Genomic DNA, 15,594 nt, shown 5'->3' on the forward strand with positions numbered 1-15,594 from the left:
TACGCACGACTGACTTTGTCTTTCATGAAGACATGAAACAGTCGTCGCTAACATTGGCAGATGATGAAGTTGAGGCCATTGTCCGCGAGACTGCGCCAATCCTTACAGATGGCTCTGTAGAGATTGCCTCACTCTATTATGTTGATCCAGCGCGTTTTGGCGTTTCCGATCTAGCCTTGGCTGCTTTTGACGTTCCGCAAGGAGCAAAGATAGTTCCGCAAAATGTGTCCGTTGCTGCTCCCGACAGTGAATTTGCGCCAGAACGCTCATTTCATGAGCAATTGATCGTCGTGCGCGAAACCCGCAGCATACTAGAGACAATGGAAAATACAGGCTTCCGAAAAGCCGCGCCCATGGCAGATGCGCTGATGACACTTCTTCGCACCGAAGAGTTCAAAGAAGGCAGCGTCGTTCGCATTGGTTTGCAAGGCTCTATGCTTGGGCAACAAATTGTGCGCGCAAGCCTTTATGATGACAATGAGCATAGATTGACAATCGCGCTCAATGATCAAGAACAATATGTACCGGCGCAAGAACCCTTTGATGACGGCATTATGGCACTTCAACAAAACAGGAAGAGCCGACCAAAGCCCGCAGTACCAAACGCCCGCGACCTACCATCAGCATATGATGCAATATATCAGAGCGTCTTGGCGTATGATTTACCGCTGGATATTGCAGGCCAAATCATACGCATGGTTGCCGCTGATGTCGATTTTCAATCAAAGATCAAAGCAAGCGATCATTTAGAGCTTTTCTATTCCGTGCCGGAAGAAGGCAATAGTGACGATACAAAACAAGAGCTGCTTTTTGTAGAAGCAACCTTCAATGATCAAACCCGCACCTTTTATCGCTTCAGAGGCGAACAGGGCGATATAGATTATTATGATGAGGAAGGTCGCAGCGCCCGTCAATTTCTATTGCGCAACCCTGTCCCGACAGGAAAATTCCGTTCGCCTTATGGCATGAGACGCCATCCGATTTTGAAATATTCACGCATGCATTGGGGCGTGGACTGGTCTGCACCGCGCGGCACGCCAATCATTGCACCGGGCAATGGCGTTGTGAAAAAAGCTGGCTGGTCAAACGGCTACGGCAAGCAAACGCTCATTACCCATGCCAATGGATATGAAACATCCTATTCGCACCAGTCAAAATTCGCAAAGGGCATCCAAGCAGGCGCGCGCGTGCGACAAGGCCAAGTCATCGGTTATATCGGCACAACGGGCCTTTCTACGGGACCGCACCTTCACTATGAAATGCGTGTGAACAATAAACGGGTCGATCCAATGCGCGTGCGCTTGCCAAAGGGCAAATCACTGTCAGGTGAAGAACTCGCGCGTTTCGAAATTGAACGGGATCGTATCAACGACCTGCTGCAAAGAACCAGCGAAGGCAATCAACAGATTGCGCAGGTTGCGGGTTAATAATCCACAAAAGCGTTTTGCAATTAGTCTTATTTCTTATGACTTTTAGTGATTTTTTTCCCTCGCATTGCAAGTTCGACTAAACGTCGAAAAGTAGGACACTCCATATGCGAAGGTGCCGAGCATTCTGCAGCATGTCTAACCAAGTCGCGGATCGCTTTAAGTTCTATAATTTGCCAATCTAAATCGTTCGCCTTTTTATGCAGCGTTTCACGCGGTATGTCTGGCCGCCCGTCACTTCCAAACATTTCCGAAATCTCTGTCAGATCAAAACCAGCAGATTTTCCCATTGAAATTAGTGCGAGCTGCGTCACAATTTCAGGTGAAAATTGCCGTCTAAGCCCATTGCGACATACTGAGGATATTAATCCAAGCTCTTCATAGTAACGCACCGCTGAGGGACGCAACCCAGTCAATCTACAAACATCGCCAATATCTAGTAATTTCACACTTGACCTCAAGTTGGCTTGAAGTGGCAAGTTACAAACGACACCACTTTTTATCAAGGATAAACTCATATGAGCCAAACCAGAACGCTCGAAGGAAACGACAAAAAACGTCTCGCAATATCTGCATTAGCACTTTCAATGATGCTGTCATCTTTAGGGACCAGCATTCCCAATGTTGCGCTTCCAACTTTTTCAGTTGTGTTCTCTGCATCTTTTCAAAGCGTCCAGTGGATCGTGACCGCCTATCTTCTTACACTTACCTTATCGGTTGTTGTGGTAGGGCATCTTGGCGATAAGTTCGGCCTTAAACAAATGCTTCTATTTGGATTAGCTCTTTACTCAGCAACTTCCCTACTTTGTGCGCTGGCGCCAAATCTTTGGTTGCTGATCGTGGCAAGGAGCATTCAAGGTATTGCCGCCGCCATATTGATGACCCTCACCATTGCACTGGTTCATGAAACAGCCGAAACAAATAAAATTGGCAGCACAATGGGCTTGTTAGGCACCATGTCTGCTTTGGGTACTGCTATTGGACCACCACTAGGCGGTTTTCTTATTTCAGCAGCGAACTGGTCGAGCATATTTTTCATACTAATGCCCTTCAGTCTGTGTGGAGCTATTTTGGTATATAATTTTTTACCAACAAGCGGCACGACTGCAAAGCTATCTAAGATAGATTTAAAGGCGATCCATCTGCGAAAATTATTGCCTCGACTGTTAGCAAATTTACTTGTAGCTGCTGTCATGATCGGAACACTCATTATTGGCCCTTTCTACCTTAGCATTGGCCTTGAGCTTGCAATCATGATTGTTGGCCTTGTCATGTCCGTCGGCCCTTTGATTTCAATTTTCAGCGGCGTTGCCTCAGGTCGATTAGTTGACTTAATTGGGCCCAATCGCGTTACATATATTGGACTTTTTACTCTCTTGCTGGGTGTATTAGGATTGATTAGTTTGCCGACTATTTTTGGTGCAGTCGGATATTTAATAGCAATTGCAATTCTCACACCAGGCTACCAACTATTCCAAGCAGCCAACAACACAACAATTATGGCAGTCGCATCCAATGATAAACGCGGCATTTACGCAGGCCTTTTAAGTCTTTCCCGAAATTTAGGTTTAGTAGCCGGCGTATCAGGCTTAGGAGCCATTTTTACATTGGGTTCAGGCACAACAACTATGGCAGAAGCCTCAAAAAATTCGGTGACCAACGGCATGCAACTCGCATTTGCAGTAGCAGCGGTCTTACTGATTATTGCAATTATTCTTATTCGAACGGAAGAAAGTTACACTGTGGAAGTGTAGTTTCCAGCGCGAACACTAATTACAAAAAAGCCCCGCATCATAAATGCGAGGCTTTAGAATAGTTCAAAGCAATTAATTAAAGCGCTTTTTCCATTTCGGGAAGAACGTCAAACAAATCAGCTACGAGGCCGTAATCTGCAACTTGGAAGATCGGCGCATCTTCATCCTTGTTGATCGCAACAATGATTTTAGAATCTTTCATACCCGCCAAGTGCTGGATAGCACCGGAAATACCGACGGCAATATAAAGATCAGGCGCAACCACTTTACCTGTTTGACCAACTTGCCAATCATTGGGTGCATAACCCGCATCAACAGCAGCACGCGAAGCACCAACCGCAGCACCAAGCTTATCGGCAAGCGGCAAGATCACTTCTTCAAATTTTTCAGCAGAACCAAGAGCACGACCGCCGGAAATAATGATTTTCGCTGATGTTAACTCTGGACGGTCGCCGCCAGACAGTTCTGAAGATGTATATGTTGAAAGCGCAGGATCTGCCGCAGCATCAATGCTTTCAACAGAAGCTGAACCACCGCTTGGCGCTGCATCAAAAGAAGCAGTCCGCACAGTGATAACGCGCTTTGCATCAGAAGATTTAACGGTCTGAATGGCATTACCAGCATAAATTGGACGCTTGAATGTTACAGCGTCAATCACTTCGGTAATTTCCGAAATTTGCATAACATCAAGCAATGCAGCAACGCGTGGCAAAATGTTTTTGCCATCGGTTGTCGCAGCAGCAATAATCGTATCGTAATTATCTGCCAGCGAAACAATCAAAGCCGCCGTTGGTTCTGCAAGCATCATGTTGAGCGATGCATCATCCGCGAGCAAAACTTTGGAAACACCGTCTAGTTTCGCCGCTTCATCGGCTGCCGCTTTAGCACCTTTGCCAGCAACAAGCACATGAATGTCGCCGCCAATTTGCTTGGCTGCGCTTAGCGCTTTTGCACTCTGATCAGAAAGAGTTTCGTTATCGTGTTCGGCAATCAATAAAATAGCCATCTGAAATATCCTTCCGCTTGATTAAAGTACGCCAGCTTCGTTTTTGAGCTTTGAAATAAGCTCTTCAACGGAACCAACGATGACACCGGCTTTGCGGCCTTCAGGCTCTTCAGTTTTAACAACGCTCAATCGTGGCGCCGTATCAACACCGTAATCCGCAGCTGTTTTTTCTTCGAGCGGCTTTTTCTTTGCCTTCATAATATTCGGCAGCGATGCATAACGCGGCTCGTTAAGGCGCAAGTCCGTTGTGATGATTGCAGGCATTTTGATTTCAATGTTCTGCAAACCACCGTCAACTTCGCGCTTCACTTTTGCAGTGTCGCCGGCAATTTCAACTTCTGAAGCAAATGTACCTTGGCTCCAGCCAAGCAATGCAGCCAGCATCTGACCTGTTTGGTTTGCATCATCATCAATGGCTTGTTTGCCAAGGATGACTAGACCTGGATTTTCTTCTTCAACAATGCCTTTGAGAATTTTGGCAACGGCAAGCGGCTCGACGATATCATCATGCTTAACCAGAATTGCGCGGTCCGCGCCCATGGCCAATGCTGTACGCAAAGTTTCCTGAGCTTGCTGCGGACCAACAGAAACCACAACGATTTCTTCAACCTGACCAGCTTCTTTCATACGAATCGCCTGTTCGACCGAAATTTCGTCGAATGGATTCATTGACATTTTAACGTTGGCAAGCTCGACGCCTGAACCATCCGATTTCACACGAATCTTCACGTTATAATCGACAACCCGTTTTACAGGTACGAGGACTTTCATAATTTCATCTCCCGAAAGACGTTTGCTACCCGCAGGCAGCAAAGGCCAAGATTTCCATTACAATGATCTAACCACTATGCGGCAGAGCATTCTTAACTATTGACGACATTTCACGTCGACATAAAATCAATTTCCCGCATGCCCTTTTCCGCTCCGTGCCACAAGGCCAACGGTAAAAAAAGACGATGCCCGTGCCGCCTATCTAAATGACGTTTACGTGCACGTCAATTAAGTAGACGATCCTCTACCCCAAATATTCGTATCTCTTTCATCCGTTTTCAAAACGACCGATTCCGGTTCCACAATCACAGCTTGTGGCGTCACAACATTTTGGTCGAACAGCGGCACACCGCGGCGGCGCATGAATACAACCAAAATGGCACCCGCAAGAAAACCGCCAATATGTGCACCCCAAGAAACGGCATCATCTGGCAAGGCAAAAACCATAAATATTTGAAACGCTATCCAGAATAGAAGCGGAATATAGGCAGGTAATCTTAGCGGAAGACGGCTAAATGCTAAAACCCAAACACGCACTTTTGGATGCAGCACAAGATAAGCACCGATAATCCCTGCCACCGCTCCTGAAGCACCGATCAGCGGGGCAATCGAAACTTGGTCCATGAACCCGTGCGCCAATGCACCGGCAATCGCGCAAAGAAGATAAAAGATCAAAAATTTAAAATGGCCAAGCGCATCTTCAATATTGTCACCAAACACCCAAAGAAAAAGCATGTTGCCCATCAGGTGCATAAAATCACCATGCAGAAAAGAATAAGAGATGAGCGACAGGTTTTCAGGAATATAAACGAGCTCGATGGGCAGTTCTTCAAAATCGTTCACGACAGCAGGAATATAGCCAAAGGAAACAAATGTGGCCTGCATCGTTGCTGGATCAGTGACCACATTCACAAACAGATAGGCGAGAACATTCAGCGCGATCAGCGTTAGCGTCACATATTGAAGCTTAATATGCTTAAGAGCATTCGCATCGTGCAATGGTATGAACATGAAGGCCTGCCCTGTTAGTCGATTTCATGCAAGCTTAACGATTTTCGCCCGGAACCCAAAGCAAATCATCTGCACCATTATTATTGACGACACGCCCCGCCACAAAAAAGAAGTCCGATACGCGGTTGATATATTTCAATGCCGCCGGATTAACATGTTCGCCCGGTTGTTCCCCAAGTTCAACAATCAGGCGCTCTGCGCGCCGCGCAACGGTGCGCGCTACGTGTAACGCAGCAGAAGCAGGCGAGCCGCCCGGCAACACAAATGAACGCAAGGGTTTTAGCCCACTATTGAGCGCATCAATATCTGCCTCAACTCTTTCCACTTGCGCATCTGTAATGCGCAGTGGTTCATATTCCGGTGCTTCTTCAGCTTCTGGCGTTGCCAGATCAGCGCCAAGATCAAATAAATCATTTTGAATGCGAGATAGCATGCGGTCCAGATCGTGATCTGTTTTCGATGTGTGCAAACGCACCATGCCAACACAAGCATTCGTCTCATCCACTGTACCGTAAGCATTAACGCGCAAATCAAATTTCAAGCGCCGCTCGCCAGTACCAAGGGCAGTTGTTCCATCATCGCCAGTACGGGTATAAATTTTATTCAGAACAACCATAATAAGAGCCTTTGCGAGTTAATTTACGAGCGAGCAAAATACACAACGATGACAATTGCAACCACCGCAATAAATTGAAGAAACACACGCAGTTGCATCATCTTGTTTGAAAAATTCGCATCGCCACCTTTCAACATATTGCGCAAACCGGCAAGCAGCACGACCAAGACTGCAATCATCAATATAACGATTATGTAAAAACTGGTTCCGGACATCATTTCTCTTTTCAAGTTTAACGCATATTAGACAGGCTTCGCTTTCAACCTCACATAGGCGTTTTTAACTTAAGACCAATAATTAATTGCCTTAAAAAACAGCTTCGAAGGAAGAAGCCGTTTGAGCATACCTGCTAAATAGGTCTGGCGGGTGATAAAATATTGAGGGCGCGGCGATTTGTCGTTAAGCGCGCGTTTGAGTTTTTTATAAACTGGCTCTGCACCAGTTCCAGTCGTATCGGCTGTCCCGCCGGCCTCCAGTTCAGCTATGCGCGGCCGGTAAATCTCTTGGTAGTGCGAGTTCTCAACATCAATATATTTCCGCAAATATGGCAAAGCATTGATGGCGACATTGGATGGTATCGGGCCCGTTTGAAGAAGCGATACATGAATATCGCACCCTTGCAATTCAGTGTACATTGTCCCGTAAAGTCCCTCTAACGCATATTTCGATGCGTTATAGGCGCCGCGTAAAATCATCGGGCAAAACCCAAGAACCGACGAATGTTGAATAATTCGGCCGTAACCTTGGGCGCGCATATGCTTCACCGCAAGAAGTGTCATTGCATGAACGCTAAAGAAATTGACCTCAAACTGCTCGCGCAAAGCTTCAATTGGAATATCTTCGACGGCACCCGCCTGACTATATCCAGCATTATTGAAGATCGCGTCGAGTTTTCCGCCCGTAGCGTCAATCACCGCATTAAAACAGGTCTTGATTGAAGCCGGATCACGGCACTCAAGATAAAACACTTCAAAGCCTTCGGCTTGCAAGCGCGCAATATCAGCCTCTTTTCGCGCTGTTACCAGAACGCGCCAACCATCTTCACGCAGCCTTTTAGCACAATACGCTCCGATACCTGATGAGCAGCCAGTCACCAATATCGTTCTTGAATTTCCGACCATTTCCAGACTCATTTATCATTTCGAGTTTGCTAAAGCTATTTAGTGCAATATCTGAAATAGTGAGAAACACAAATATAGAGTATGTATAGAGTGCCGATGAAGTCAAAATTCCTTAAAATTAAGCGTGTCGCATTTGATGCAACCAAAAACTTCATCGACAGCGATGGATGGGCACTTGCCAGTCATGTCGCCCTGTCCACGATTTTAGCGCTGTTTCCATTCCTAATTTTTGCGACCTCTTTGGCGACATTTCTAGGTGCGGATCAGTTCTCTGAAACTGCTGTTGAGTTAATCTTTGATACATGGCCAGAATCAATTGCAAAACCGCTAGCAAAGGAAGTTCATAATGTCCTCACCGTACAGCGCGGCGGATTGCTAACGGTTTCAGCGATTGCAGCCGCGATCTTTGCATCCAACGGTGTGGAAGCCTTACGTGTTGCGCTTAACCGCGCTTACCGCGTTACTGAAACACGCAATTATTTTCTTTTGCGGCTGCAAAGCATTGCAATGGTTCTGGCTGCAACTGCCGCAATGTTGATCATCAGTTTCTTGCTTGTGCTTGCGCCCTTGCTCGTTAAATTTGCCAAGGAAATCGTCAGTTACTTGCCTTGGGCGGCACAGTTAAGTCTGCCAAGCGATGCATTGCGCTTTAGTATTGTATTGCTACTCGTCGCAGCAGCCGTGGCCATCGCCCATAAATGGCTACCCAATCGCAAACGGCGATTAAAGTCTTTAGCACCCGGTATCATCTTCACCATGGTTACATGGTCATTGGCAGGATATTCATTCGCCCTCTATCTCGATAGTTTTGCCACTTATGCTTCGACCTATGCAGGTTTGGCATCGATTATGATCGCCATGGTGTTCCTCTATATAATTGCTGCAATTTTTATTTTTGGCGCTCAGATTAACGCCGCAACACGTCACTTAAAAAACCAGCCGCCCCAAAAAGGACAACAAAGGAACGGATAAAACTCAAGTAACTTTGTTAGGTTATACTTAAGCAAAACATGCGATAACTTCTGAAGAGAGGATGATTACATGCTTAATTATCTCGACACACCAGCATTACTGATGGTTGGAATAGCTGTGGTCATGTCAGCGTTTTTCATTGGTGCCGCCATGAACGGCATACTGGAAAACCTCGCATTCGGCACGATTAGCAATATGATCATTTTAACTCTTGGCGCTTTTCTGGGTTTTTATCTTGGGGGCATATTTTTGCCCTACAGCCATGACGCAGCCTATATTGCTATCGTCGGCGTTTGCGGTGGGTTCATGTTGCTCGCGGTTCTTATGGCGCTAAAGATGGCACTGAGTAAATTTGGCATTTAGCCATTTTTAAAGCCAAGTTTTTCTTTAATGTCATCAGATGTCAGACCAGATGCGCGCAAACTTGCCAAGCTCGTATCGTGCTGACTTTTTGATAGTTTTCGCCCCTTCTCATCACAAATCAATCGATGATGATAATAAAGAGGTTGCGGTAGACCCAACAATTCTTGAAGCAGCCGGTGGATAGAAGTCGCCGCATAGATATCTTCGCCGCGCACAACATGGGTTACACCCTGCACCGCGTCATCAATAACAACAGCCAGATTGTAGCTAGCCGGTGCATCACGCCGCACAAGAATGATATCGCTCCATTTTTGTGGTTCCGCAGCAACGTCTATGAAGTCGGCGAAGCCACGATCAGATGCTTCGCGCCACGATATATCCCGATTAACTTTTTTCAAACATGCGCCTATATCAAACCTGACCGTATAAGAACTGTCGTCAATCGTTGCCTGTTCCTCATAATGACGACCGGGAAAATGCGGCGCGCCATCGGGATCACGCGGCCAAGCACTGCCCTTGGCTTCGTGCGCCTCAACAATTCGCTTAATGTCAGAACGGGTTAAATAAGAACGATAGCTCAGCCCCTCAGCTTCCAGCTTTTCGAGCGCAGGCTTATAATCGCCAAAATGGTCAGATTGCCGGCGAACCGGTTCCTCCCACTCAATGCCAAGCCAATGAAGATCATTGAATATCGCCTGTTCGAATTCTGGGCGCGCGCGCGTAACGTCCGTATCTTCGATACGCAAAAGAAACCGCCCGCCCATCGCTTTGGCAGCTTCATAATTTAAGAGCGCCGAATAAGCATGCCCCAGATGCAACAAACCGTTCGGGCTTGGTGCAAATCGAAAAACGGGTGGCGTTATACTCTTGGGCATGCATAGTTTCCTTCGGCGCATTGCCTATCGGCTTTTTAAATGAATGTGTAGGGCTATTGAAATCGCAATGACAAACACAATCGATACCGACGACGACATCAAAGCCGGTCTTGCGGCTTTGGCAGGCATTTGCCCTGTCTTAAATGATGTGATTGCCCAAACTGCGGATGTTCCGCTCAGGAGAACAGAACCTGGCTTTGCAAGCCTTGCCTCCATCATCATTTCACAACAAGTCTCCAAACAAAGCGCAGCGGCAATTTACGGCCGGATGGAGGAATATATCGCACCGCTTACTGCGCAGCGCTATCTTGAGCTTGGCGAAGAAGCTTGGATTAAAATTGGCCTATCGCGCCCCAAGCAACGCACATTTTTAGCTTTATGCGAAACAATAGAGCGCGGCGACATCGTGCTTGATGAACTATCCGCGATGACCGCCGCCGATGCGATGGATAAGCTCGTCGCAATCAAAGGCATTGGTCCATGGACTGCGGAGGTCTATTTGCTCTTTGCGGTTGGCCACCGCGATATTTTTCCCGCCGGTGACTTGGCTTTACAGCAGGCCGCCGCCGATGCTTACGGGTTAGAACAGCGACCAAGCGACAAGAAACTACGTGCAATGGCCGAATCATGGGCACCATGGCGCGGTGTTGCAGCAAGGCTTCTTTGGGCATTTTACGCCGTTAAAAAGGGCCGAGCCGCGATGCCATGATTTTAATCATAGGCATAAACCACTGATAAAACGGACATTTAGTTTATCCCTAGCGGCAAAATTCAAACGCTTCACATTCCTGTCATAACCCGCTTAGTATAAGCTGCATAAAGGACGGAAAACGATGAGGGTCGAAAATTGACAATCGCAGTTAAGCCGGAAGCATTGCCAGCTTTAGTGCTCAATGCAGATTTTAGACCGCTGAGCTATTATCCGCTGTCCATATGGTCATGGCAGGATGCCATTAAAGCTGTCTTTCTGGACCGTGTGAACATCGTTGCAGAATATGATCACGCGGTGCACTCTCCATCTTCGTCGATGAAACTGCCCAGCGTCATAAGCCTAAAAGATTATGTCAAACCCGCGCTCTATCCGGCCTTTACGCGGTTTAACGTATTCTTGCGCGATGAGTTTCAATGCCAATATTGCGGCAGTCCGCATGATCTTACTTTTGACCATTTGATCCCGCGCCGCTTTGGCGGGCAGACCACATGGCAAAACATCATTACAGCTTGTTCGCCTTGTAATTTACGCAAAGGCGGCCGGATGCCTTCAAAAACAGATATGCATCCGCGCACAATGCCCTATCAGCCAACGGTCCATGATTTACACAATAATGGCCGTAAATTCCCACCCAACCATTTGCATGAAAGTTGGATGGATTTTCTTTATTGGGATGTCGAACTGGAACCTTAGGCTTTTCGCCAAAAAATCAGTTTTTGGCAAATGCCGCTTTGAGCGCTGCTGCTGCAAGCACAACACTGGCAATGACATTCCAACCGGCAAATGAAAGCCCTAGAAAACGCGCTGCGGCCTCATCACAGCTCGGCGGCTTTTGAAGATCAATCGCGCCCAATAGATCGCTTGCATCAGTCGTTAAACCACTGGTCGAACTTGTGCTGCAATCAAGCGGGCCGGGCCACCATCCCCATTCCACACCACTGTGAAAAACACCTAAATAAATGCTGTAGACCATCAGCAACCCGACAAGCAAAAGCGCGCCACGCGCAATAATGCCCGGCCACTTCATCAGCGCCGCAATAAGAGCGACCAACGCAATGGGCACGCCAATATAATAAGGAATGCGCTGCTCAAGGCATAATTTGCAAGGAATGTACCCGCCAATATGTTCAAAGGCTAGCGCCGTTCCAACCACCGCAGCCAATGCAGCAGCCATAAAAGCGCTTCCCAAAACCTGCATGCGCCCTGCGCTATCTTTCAACATTTATGAACTCCACTTTCATGCCGCGTCATTTCAGCGATTAAGCACCCAGTCAACTAACAAATAGGCCAAAGTTGGACCGCCGATAACCAAAAGTGCAACCCAGATAAGGCCGCCTAAAATACCAAGACCGACAAAAACACCATCCCGTTCAATCAGGCCAGCTGCCGTCATCGCCACGGCAATACCAGGCACCGTGTTTGTTAAAGGCAGTGGAACCAGAATAGAAGCACACGGGATGAGCAGCAACGCGCCAACAAGACGCATGCCGCGCGGACTGGTCATCGATGTTAAACGCGCATGCGCAAGGCGTTCTAGCCATCCGGCATAGCGCCGCGTATTGGCAACCAGCTTTAGAAAAGATTGCACGGGCAATTTTCGCTTTCGAAGCGTTTCAGGCAGCCAAGGTGAACGGCGCCCACTCGCCATTTGAAATACGAGCACCAACATTGGCAAAGCAACAATCTGCGGAAGCCCATAAACAAAGGGCAAACCGCATGGCAGCGCCAGCAATAAAAGCAGCAGCCCGAAAGCCCGCTCTTCCATGCCATCGCTCAAGGCACCAAGCGAAATATGTTCCGCATTACCACCATCGGGCAAAGCGCTTTTGGAAAGCAAAACATGTTCGATTTTATCGAGCGCGCCGCGCGGTTCACTTTCAGTGTGCATGGTGATCCTCTATCATCAGTTAGCTAAATATGGAGTGCTCATACAGCTCAAACAATAATACTGCGTTGACAGCGCATAAACCTGTTATGGAAATTCCGTTTAATACTTGACGTGCAAACATGTCGGGCGTAGGAAGCGCGCTGTCAATACCGATCTAAGTGCCCCCCTGGTGGAATTGGTAGACGCGCGGGATTCAAAATCCCGTTCCTTCGGGAGTGCCGGTTCGATTCCGGCGGGGGGCACCACATCACACATTTATTGACGCAACACCCCTAAATTTTCCCAACATTTTTCATAAAAAGCCAATCTTTACGGCGTTTTTTGTCAACATAATCTTGAGAATTGCACAAAGTTTGTCCCATAACGTGCAACTACGTGTCACACTTTTTGTGTCCGCAGGGGGCAAACAGGGGGCAGCGGTAAGCGGGGGGCTTGGGGGGCAATAGTAATAAGCCTTGCAGAATTAGTTTCTATAAATTTTAAATTGAGCAAACTCTCGGCAAAGGTAATTCTACTTTCGCGCGATTGCTAAGACTTGATTTCTGCCTGAGCTCATCAACATTTCATAAGGAGAACAAATCTTATACGATTTAGAGAATGGCGTTATCGTCTTTTAGCTATATTCAAGTTTCTATCTCATTCACTTGTCCGATAGCTTCCGCGATCTCCCGGTCTTTCCATTCTGCATAAGTAATGCCTTGGCCTTCAACTAGCCAGTCGGTTCTTCCGTTACGAGATGTTCCATGTAAGAAAACAGATGCACCGCTAGGACTTTTGAATTCAACATCTTTTCTCAAAATAAAATTGCTATCATTTATATTGCCAGCGACGCCATTTTTCAGCAGACGATCTCTAAGTGTTTTTATTCCTGAAGATAAAAACGAAGACCTCTCTTTTAGACTGCCAGTACTCCCTTCTAAAACCACAAATTCGCCATCAATCTCTGTTGCTCTGGCATCGATTCCAGCTTTTGAATTGTTTATGATAAAGAATACATCTTTTTCATTTTTGGCGTCGGGTCTAAAAATCGTTTGAGGGTCTTTAGCAGACACTTTTCTTGTTGGGAAAAAGTCAACACCAAGCACAGGTAAGGCTAACTTTATTTCATCAAGAAAGCTTTCCATGTCTGATATGTCTGCCTCAGGCAACTTAGCAAAGTTCGGATTCGTTCTGTTGTCTATAGAAGCTTTTCCTGAGTCGTGAGCAAAATCGAGGAGGCGACCTTCTAGATACTTCACGTGAGCTTTAGTCAGGTTCATATCTTTGCTACTTATAGAAATGAACCGATCCCAAAAATCTTTCTCTTTATTGTGACTGGCAATGCGGCTTTTTAATTCGTCAGCTTCTCCAACGTAGATTTTTTGTTGGCCCTGATCTTCATCATCTGGACCAATCAAAATATAAACCCCTGTACGAGAAACTTCAGATCTAGCTAGTGCCGCTTCGATCCGTGTTCGAGGAGAAAACAGAATGTGGCCACTCCAATTCCCAATTTCAACCGTAACAATTCCGGATGCAGACCCATCAGCCAAATATAATCTAAGGGAGCGACCATTGGCCATTTGGAATTTTCCTAGTTAAAGTTTATGTGCGCAATTAAAGTTATTTCGACTTTTTAAAAATCAGCTGGGCGGAAGTCAAAGTTTAAAAAAAGAAGTCGCTGAATATGTAACCACTCTGCCGCTCAATATAGTTAGAGTCCCACTTTGGGTAGCTAACTTCTTTTTATGCTTAAAATTGGGGGGCAAACAGGGGGTAAAATTGACAATTTAAAAAAAAAGGTAATATAATTCAATTGGTTATGAAATCCGTAGCTCCGGCGGGGGGCACCAATTCACACATATATTGACGCAACATTTTCCCCTTCGATTGCATAGTTGAATATACCGCTGATTTTTCAGTGCTTATGTCAGCGCCCTGCTCTTTCAGGGCAACGCCAGCTTGAACAGATCTAACCAAAGGGTGCTCACCCCGCAATAAAGGCTGACATCCTTATCGTAAAATCGCTAATAATGTATGCTGGAGTGGGCGGCGATTTGGTCGCTCATGCCTATAACCTAGCAACAAACACTGCACAAAACGGCGCTCAAATGCTATGCGAGATTTTGAGCCTAATAGAACTTACACCATCTAAAAATTCAAAGTGAGAATATGACAATGAGCATAACACGTACTGAAATTGGTAGCCGGATGAGCCAAACTGTAACACATGGCGATACAATTTACCTTGCAGGCCAAGTCGGTAAAGGTGCGGATATCACAGCGCAAACCAAAGACATGCTAGCCAATGTTGATCGCCTTTTAGAAGCAGTCGGCAGCAGTAAATCACATATTCTATCTGCAACTATCTGGATGGCGAATATGGGTGATGTTGCCGGTATGAACGCTGTTTGGGATGCGTGGGTGGACCCGAAAAACCCACCAGCACGCGCCTGTATCGAATCGCGTTTGGTAACATCAGATTATATGGTTGAAGTTATGATTATCGCTGCAAAAGCGTAATTTAACGACATTTAAAAATTAAGGGCGGGCTTGTTTTGAATAACAAGCCCGCCCTTATCTATTGAATAGACTACCGCCAGTTTATGCGCGGAATACCGACAGAGCATGGCTGTCGATCACAACACCCACCTTTTCAATTCCGACATCGTCGCATTTTCGTTGCGCCAACCTAGCCAATACCAACTTAATTCATTGCTTTCCAAATTCGGTCTGCGACCATCAGATCGAGATGCGCGCCGCCGCCATTTTTGAAAACGGTGATCTCATCTTTAGATTGCCTGCCAACACTGTTAGTCACCAGATTGTTGAATGTCACTTAGAACTGACCCGGTATTGTCACCGAGATTTGACCCGCTAAGTCGTTATGCTTTCTTCGTCATGATTTGGTCAATGGTGTTGTTTCCTTTCGTTTCTGTTTTGCAATTTCAGAGCTGGCTTTGAAGCGGTAACTGTCATTGCCAGTCTCCAGTATGTGGCATCTGTGTGTTAGCCGATCGAGCAAGGCAGTGGTCATCTTGGCGTCACCGAAGACCGTCGCCCATTCACTAAAGCTAAGATTGGTCGTGATGATTACGC

General features: G+C 46.6%; 20 protein-coding genes and 1 tRNA gene (1 of these 21 cut by a window edge). 8 read left to right on the plus strand and 13 right to left on the minus strand.

Going from position 1 to position 15,594, the window contains the following annotated elements:
• On the plus strand, positions 1-1,427 hold the 3' portion of the coding sequence (locus N530_RS17115; protein WP_247869147.1) for a M23 family metallopeptidase. Its footprint begins 541 nt before the window's first position; the window shows 1,427 of its 1,968 coding nt (coding positions 542-1,968); the start codon falls outside the window, past its left edge; its stop codon occupies positions 1,425-1,427.
• 29 nt (positions 1,428-1,456) lie between these two features.
• Here the strand turns inward: N530_RS17115 and N530_RS0100125 are convergent, their stop codons facing one another.
• Positions 1,457-1,876 carry a helix-turn-helix domain-containing protein gene (locus tag N530_RS0100125; RefSeq protein ID WP_026479025.1) on the minus strand — a complete coding sequence of 140 codons (420 nt, stop codon included), beginning with the start codon at positions 1,874-1,876 and terminating at the stop codon, positions 1,457-1,459.
• Positions 1,877-1,945: 69 nt separating this feature from the next.
• Between N530_RS0100125 and N530_RS0100130 the strand changes: the two genes are divergently transcribed.
• Positions 1,946-3,181, plus strand: a complete 1,236-nt coding sequence (locus tag N530_RS0100130; protein ID WP_026479026.1) for an MFS transporter — start codon at positions 1,946-1,948, stop codon at positions 3,179-3,181.
• Positions 3,182-3,257: 76 nt separating this feature from the next.
• On the opposite strand, the gene N530_RS0100135 is transcribed toward N530_RS0100130, so the two are convergent.
• From N530_RS0100135 to N530_RS0100160, 6 genes are all read right to left on the minus strand, one after another.
• Positions 3,258-4,187 carry an electron transfer flavoprotein subunit alpha/FixB family protein gene (locus N530_RS0100135; protein WP_026479027.1) on the minus strand — a complete coding sequence of 310 codons (930 nt, stop codon included), beginning with the start codon at positions 4,185-4,187 and terminating at the stop codon, positions 3,258-3,260.
• 21 nt (positions 4,188-4,208) lie between these two features.
• The gene (locus N530_RS0100140; RefSeq protein ID WP_026479028.1) at positions 4,209-4,958 is read right to left on the minus strand and encodes an electron transfer flavoprotein subunit beta/FixA family protein; all 750 of its coding nucleotides are present in this window, start codon (positions 4,956-4,958) and stop codon (positions 4,209-4,211) included.
• 228 nt (positions 4,959-5,186) lie between these two features.
• A complete protein-coding gene (locus N530_RS0100145) occupies positions 5,187-5,969 on the minus strand; it encodes a rhomboid family intramembrane serine protease (protein WP_026479029.1) in 783 nt (260 codons plus the stop codon).
• 34 nt (positions 5,970-6,003) lie between these two features.
• Entirely contained in the window at positions 6,004-6,585 is a 582-nt protein-coding gene (locus N530_RS0100150) for a cob(I)yrinic acid a,c-diamide adenosyltransferase (protein ID WP_018690505.1), read from the minus strand.
• A 23-nt stretch (positions 6,586-6,608) separates the two neighbouring features.
• Positions 6,609-6,800: a twin transmembrane helix small protein gene (locus tag N530_RS17120; RefSeq protein WP_035265984.1), complete on the minus strand. Its 192-nt coding sequence runs from the start codon at positions 6,798-6,800 to the stop codon at positions 6,609-6,611.
• 69 nt (positions 6,801-6,869) lie between these two features.
• The gene (locus tag N530_RS0100160; protein WP_026479030.1) at positions 6,870-7,706 is read right to left on the minus strand and encodes an SDR family NAD(P)-dependent oxidoreductase; all 837 of its coding nucleotides are present in this window, start codon (positions 7,704-7,706) and stop codon (positions 6,870-6,872) included.
• Positions 7,707-7,802: 96 nt separating this feature from the next.
• On the opposite strand from N530_RS0100160, the gene N530_RS0100165 reads away from it, so the two are divergent.
• Positions 7,803-8,678, plus strand: a complete 876-nt coding sequence (locus N530_RS0100165; protein ID WP_026479031.1) for a YihY/virulence factor BrkB family protein — start codon at positions 7,803-7,805, stop codon at positions 8,676-8,678.
• Positions 8,679-8,747: 69 nt separating this feature from the next.
• Positions 8,748-9,041: a hypothetical protein gene (locus N530_RS0100170; protein WP_026479032.1), complete on the plus strand. Its 294-nt coding sequence runs from the start codon at positions 8,748-8,750 to the stop codon at positions 9,039-9,041.
• Here the strand turns inward: N530_RS0100170 and gluQRS are convergent.
• Positions 9,038-9,916 (minus strand): tRNA glutamyl-Q(34) synthetase GluQRS, encoded by an 879-nt coding sequence (gluQRS, locus tag N530_RS0100175; protein ID WP_026479033.1) that lies wholly within the window; start codon positions 9,914-9,916, stop codon positions 9,038-9,040. The genes N530_RS0100170 and gluQRS overlap by 4 nt on opposite strands.
• A 67-nt stretch (positions 9,917-9,983) precedes the next feature.
• Here gluQRS and N530_RS0100180 point away from each other — a divergent pair, with 67 nt between their 5' ends.
• Positions 9,984-10,625 carry a DNA-3-methyladenine glycosylase gene (locus N530_RS0100180; protein WP_035265977.1) on the plus strand — a complete coding sequence of 214 codons (642 nt, stop codon included), beginning with the start codon at positions 9,984-9,986 and terminating at the stop codon, positions 10,623-10,625.
• 138 nt (positions 10,626-10,763) lie between these two features.
• Positions 10,764-11,321 (plus strand): HNH endonuclease, encoded by a 558-nt coding sequence (locus N530_RS0100185; RefSeq protein WP_018690512.1) that lies wholly within the window; start codon positions 10,764-10,766, stop codon positions 11,319-11,321.
• Positions 11,322-11,337: 16 nt separating this feature from the next.
• Here the strand turns inward: N530_RS0100185 and N530_RS0100190 are convergent, their stop codons facing one another.
• Both N530_RS0100190 and N530_RS0100195 read right to left on the minus strand, forming a co-directional pair.
• A complete protein-coding gene (locus tag N530_RS0100190; protein WP_026479035.1) occupies positions 11,338-11,850 on the minus strand; it encodes a disulfide bond formation protein B in 513 nt (170 codons plus the stop codon).
• Positions 11,851-11,880: 30 nt separating this feature from the next.
• Positions 11,881-12,516 (minus strand): exopolysaccharide biosynthesis protein, encoded by a 636-nt coding sequence (locus N530_RS0100195; RefSeq protein ID WP_035265979.1) that lies wholly within the window; start codon positions 12,514-12,516, stop codon positions 11,881-11,883.
• 160 nt (positions 12,517-12,676) lie between these two features.
• Between N530_RS0100195 and N530_RS0100200 the strand changes: the two genes are divergently transcribed.
• Positions 12,677-12,761: transfer RNA gene (locus N530_RS0100200), tRNA-Leu, on the plus strand.
• A 378-nt stretch (positions 12,762-13,139) separates the two neighbouring features.
• On the opposite strand, the gene N530_RS0100210 is transcribed toward N530_RS0100200, so the two are convergent.
• Positions 13,140-14,078, minus strand: coding sequence for a GIY-YIG nuclease family protein (locus N530_RS0100210; RefSeq protein WP_026479037.1), 939 nt, complete (start codon positions 14,076-14,078; stop codon positions 13,140-13,142).
• Positions 14,079-14,673: 595 nt separating this feature from the next.
• Here N530_RS0100210 and N530_RS0100220 point away from each other — a divergent pair.
• Positions 14,674-15,018, plus strand: a complete 345-nt coding sequence (locus N530_RS0100220; protein WP_026479038.1) for a RidA family protein — start codon at positions 14,674-14,676, stop codon at positions 15,016-15,018.
• 184 nt (positions 15,019-15,202) lie between these two features.
• Here N530_RS0100220 and N530_RS19390 read toward each other — a convergent pair whose 3' ends face one another.
• Both N530_RS19390 and N530_RS18780 read right to left on the minus strand, forming a co-directional pair.
• A complete protein-coding gene (locus N530_RS19390) occupies positions 15,203-15,334 on the minus strand; it encodes a hypothetical protein (RefSeq protein ID WP_256374288.1) in 132 nt (43 codons plus the stop codon).
• 60 nt (positions 15,335-15,394) lie between these two features.
• The coding region (locus N530_RS18780) for an ATP-binding protein (protein WP_026479039.1) at positions 15,395-15,594 on the minus strand (200 nt) is incomplete at its 5' end.

Origin of the sequence: Ahrensia sp. 13_GOM-1096m, assembly GCF_000620605.1 — a bacterium.
Lineage (GTDB): Bacteria > Pseudomonadota > Alphaproteobacteria > Rhizobiales > Rhizobiaceae > Ahrensia > Ahrensia kielensis.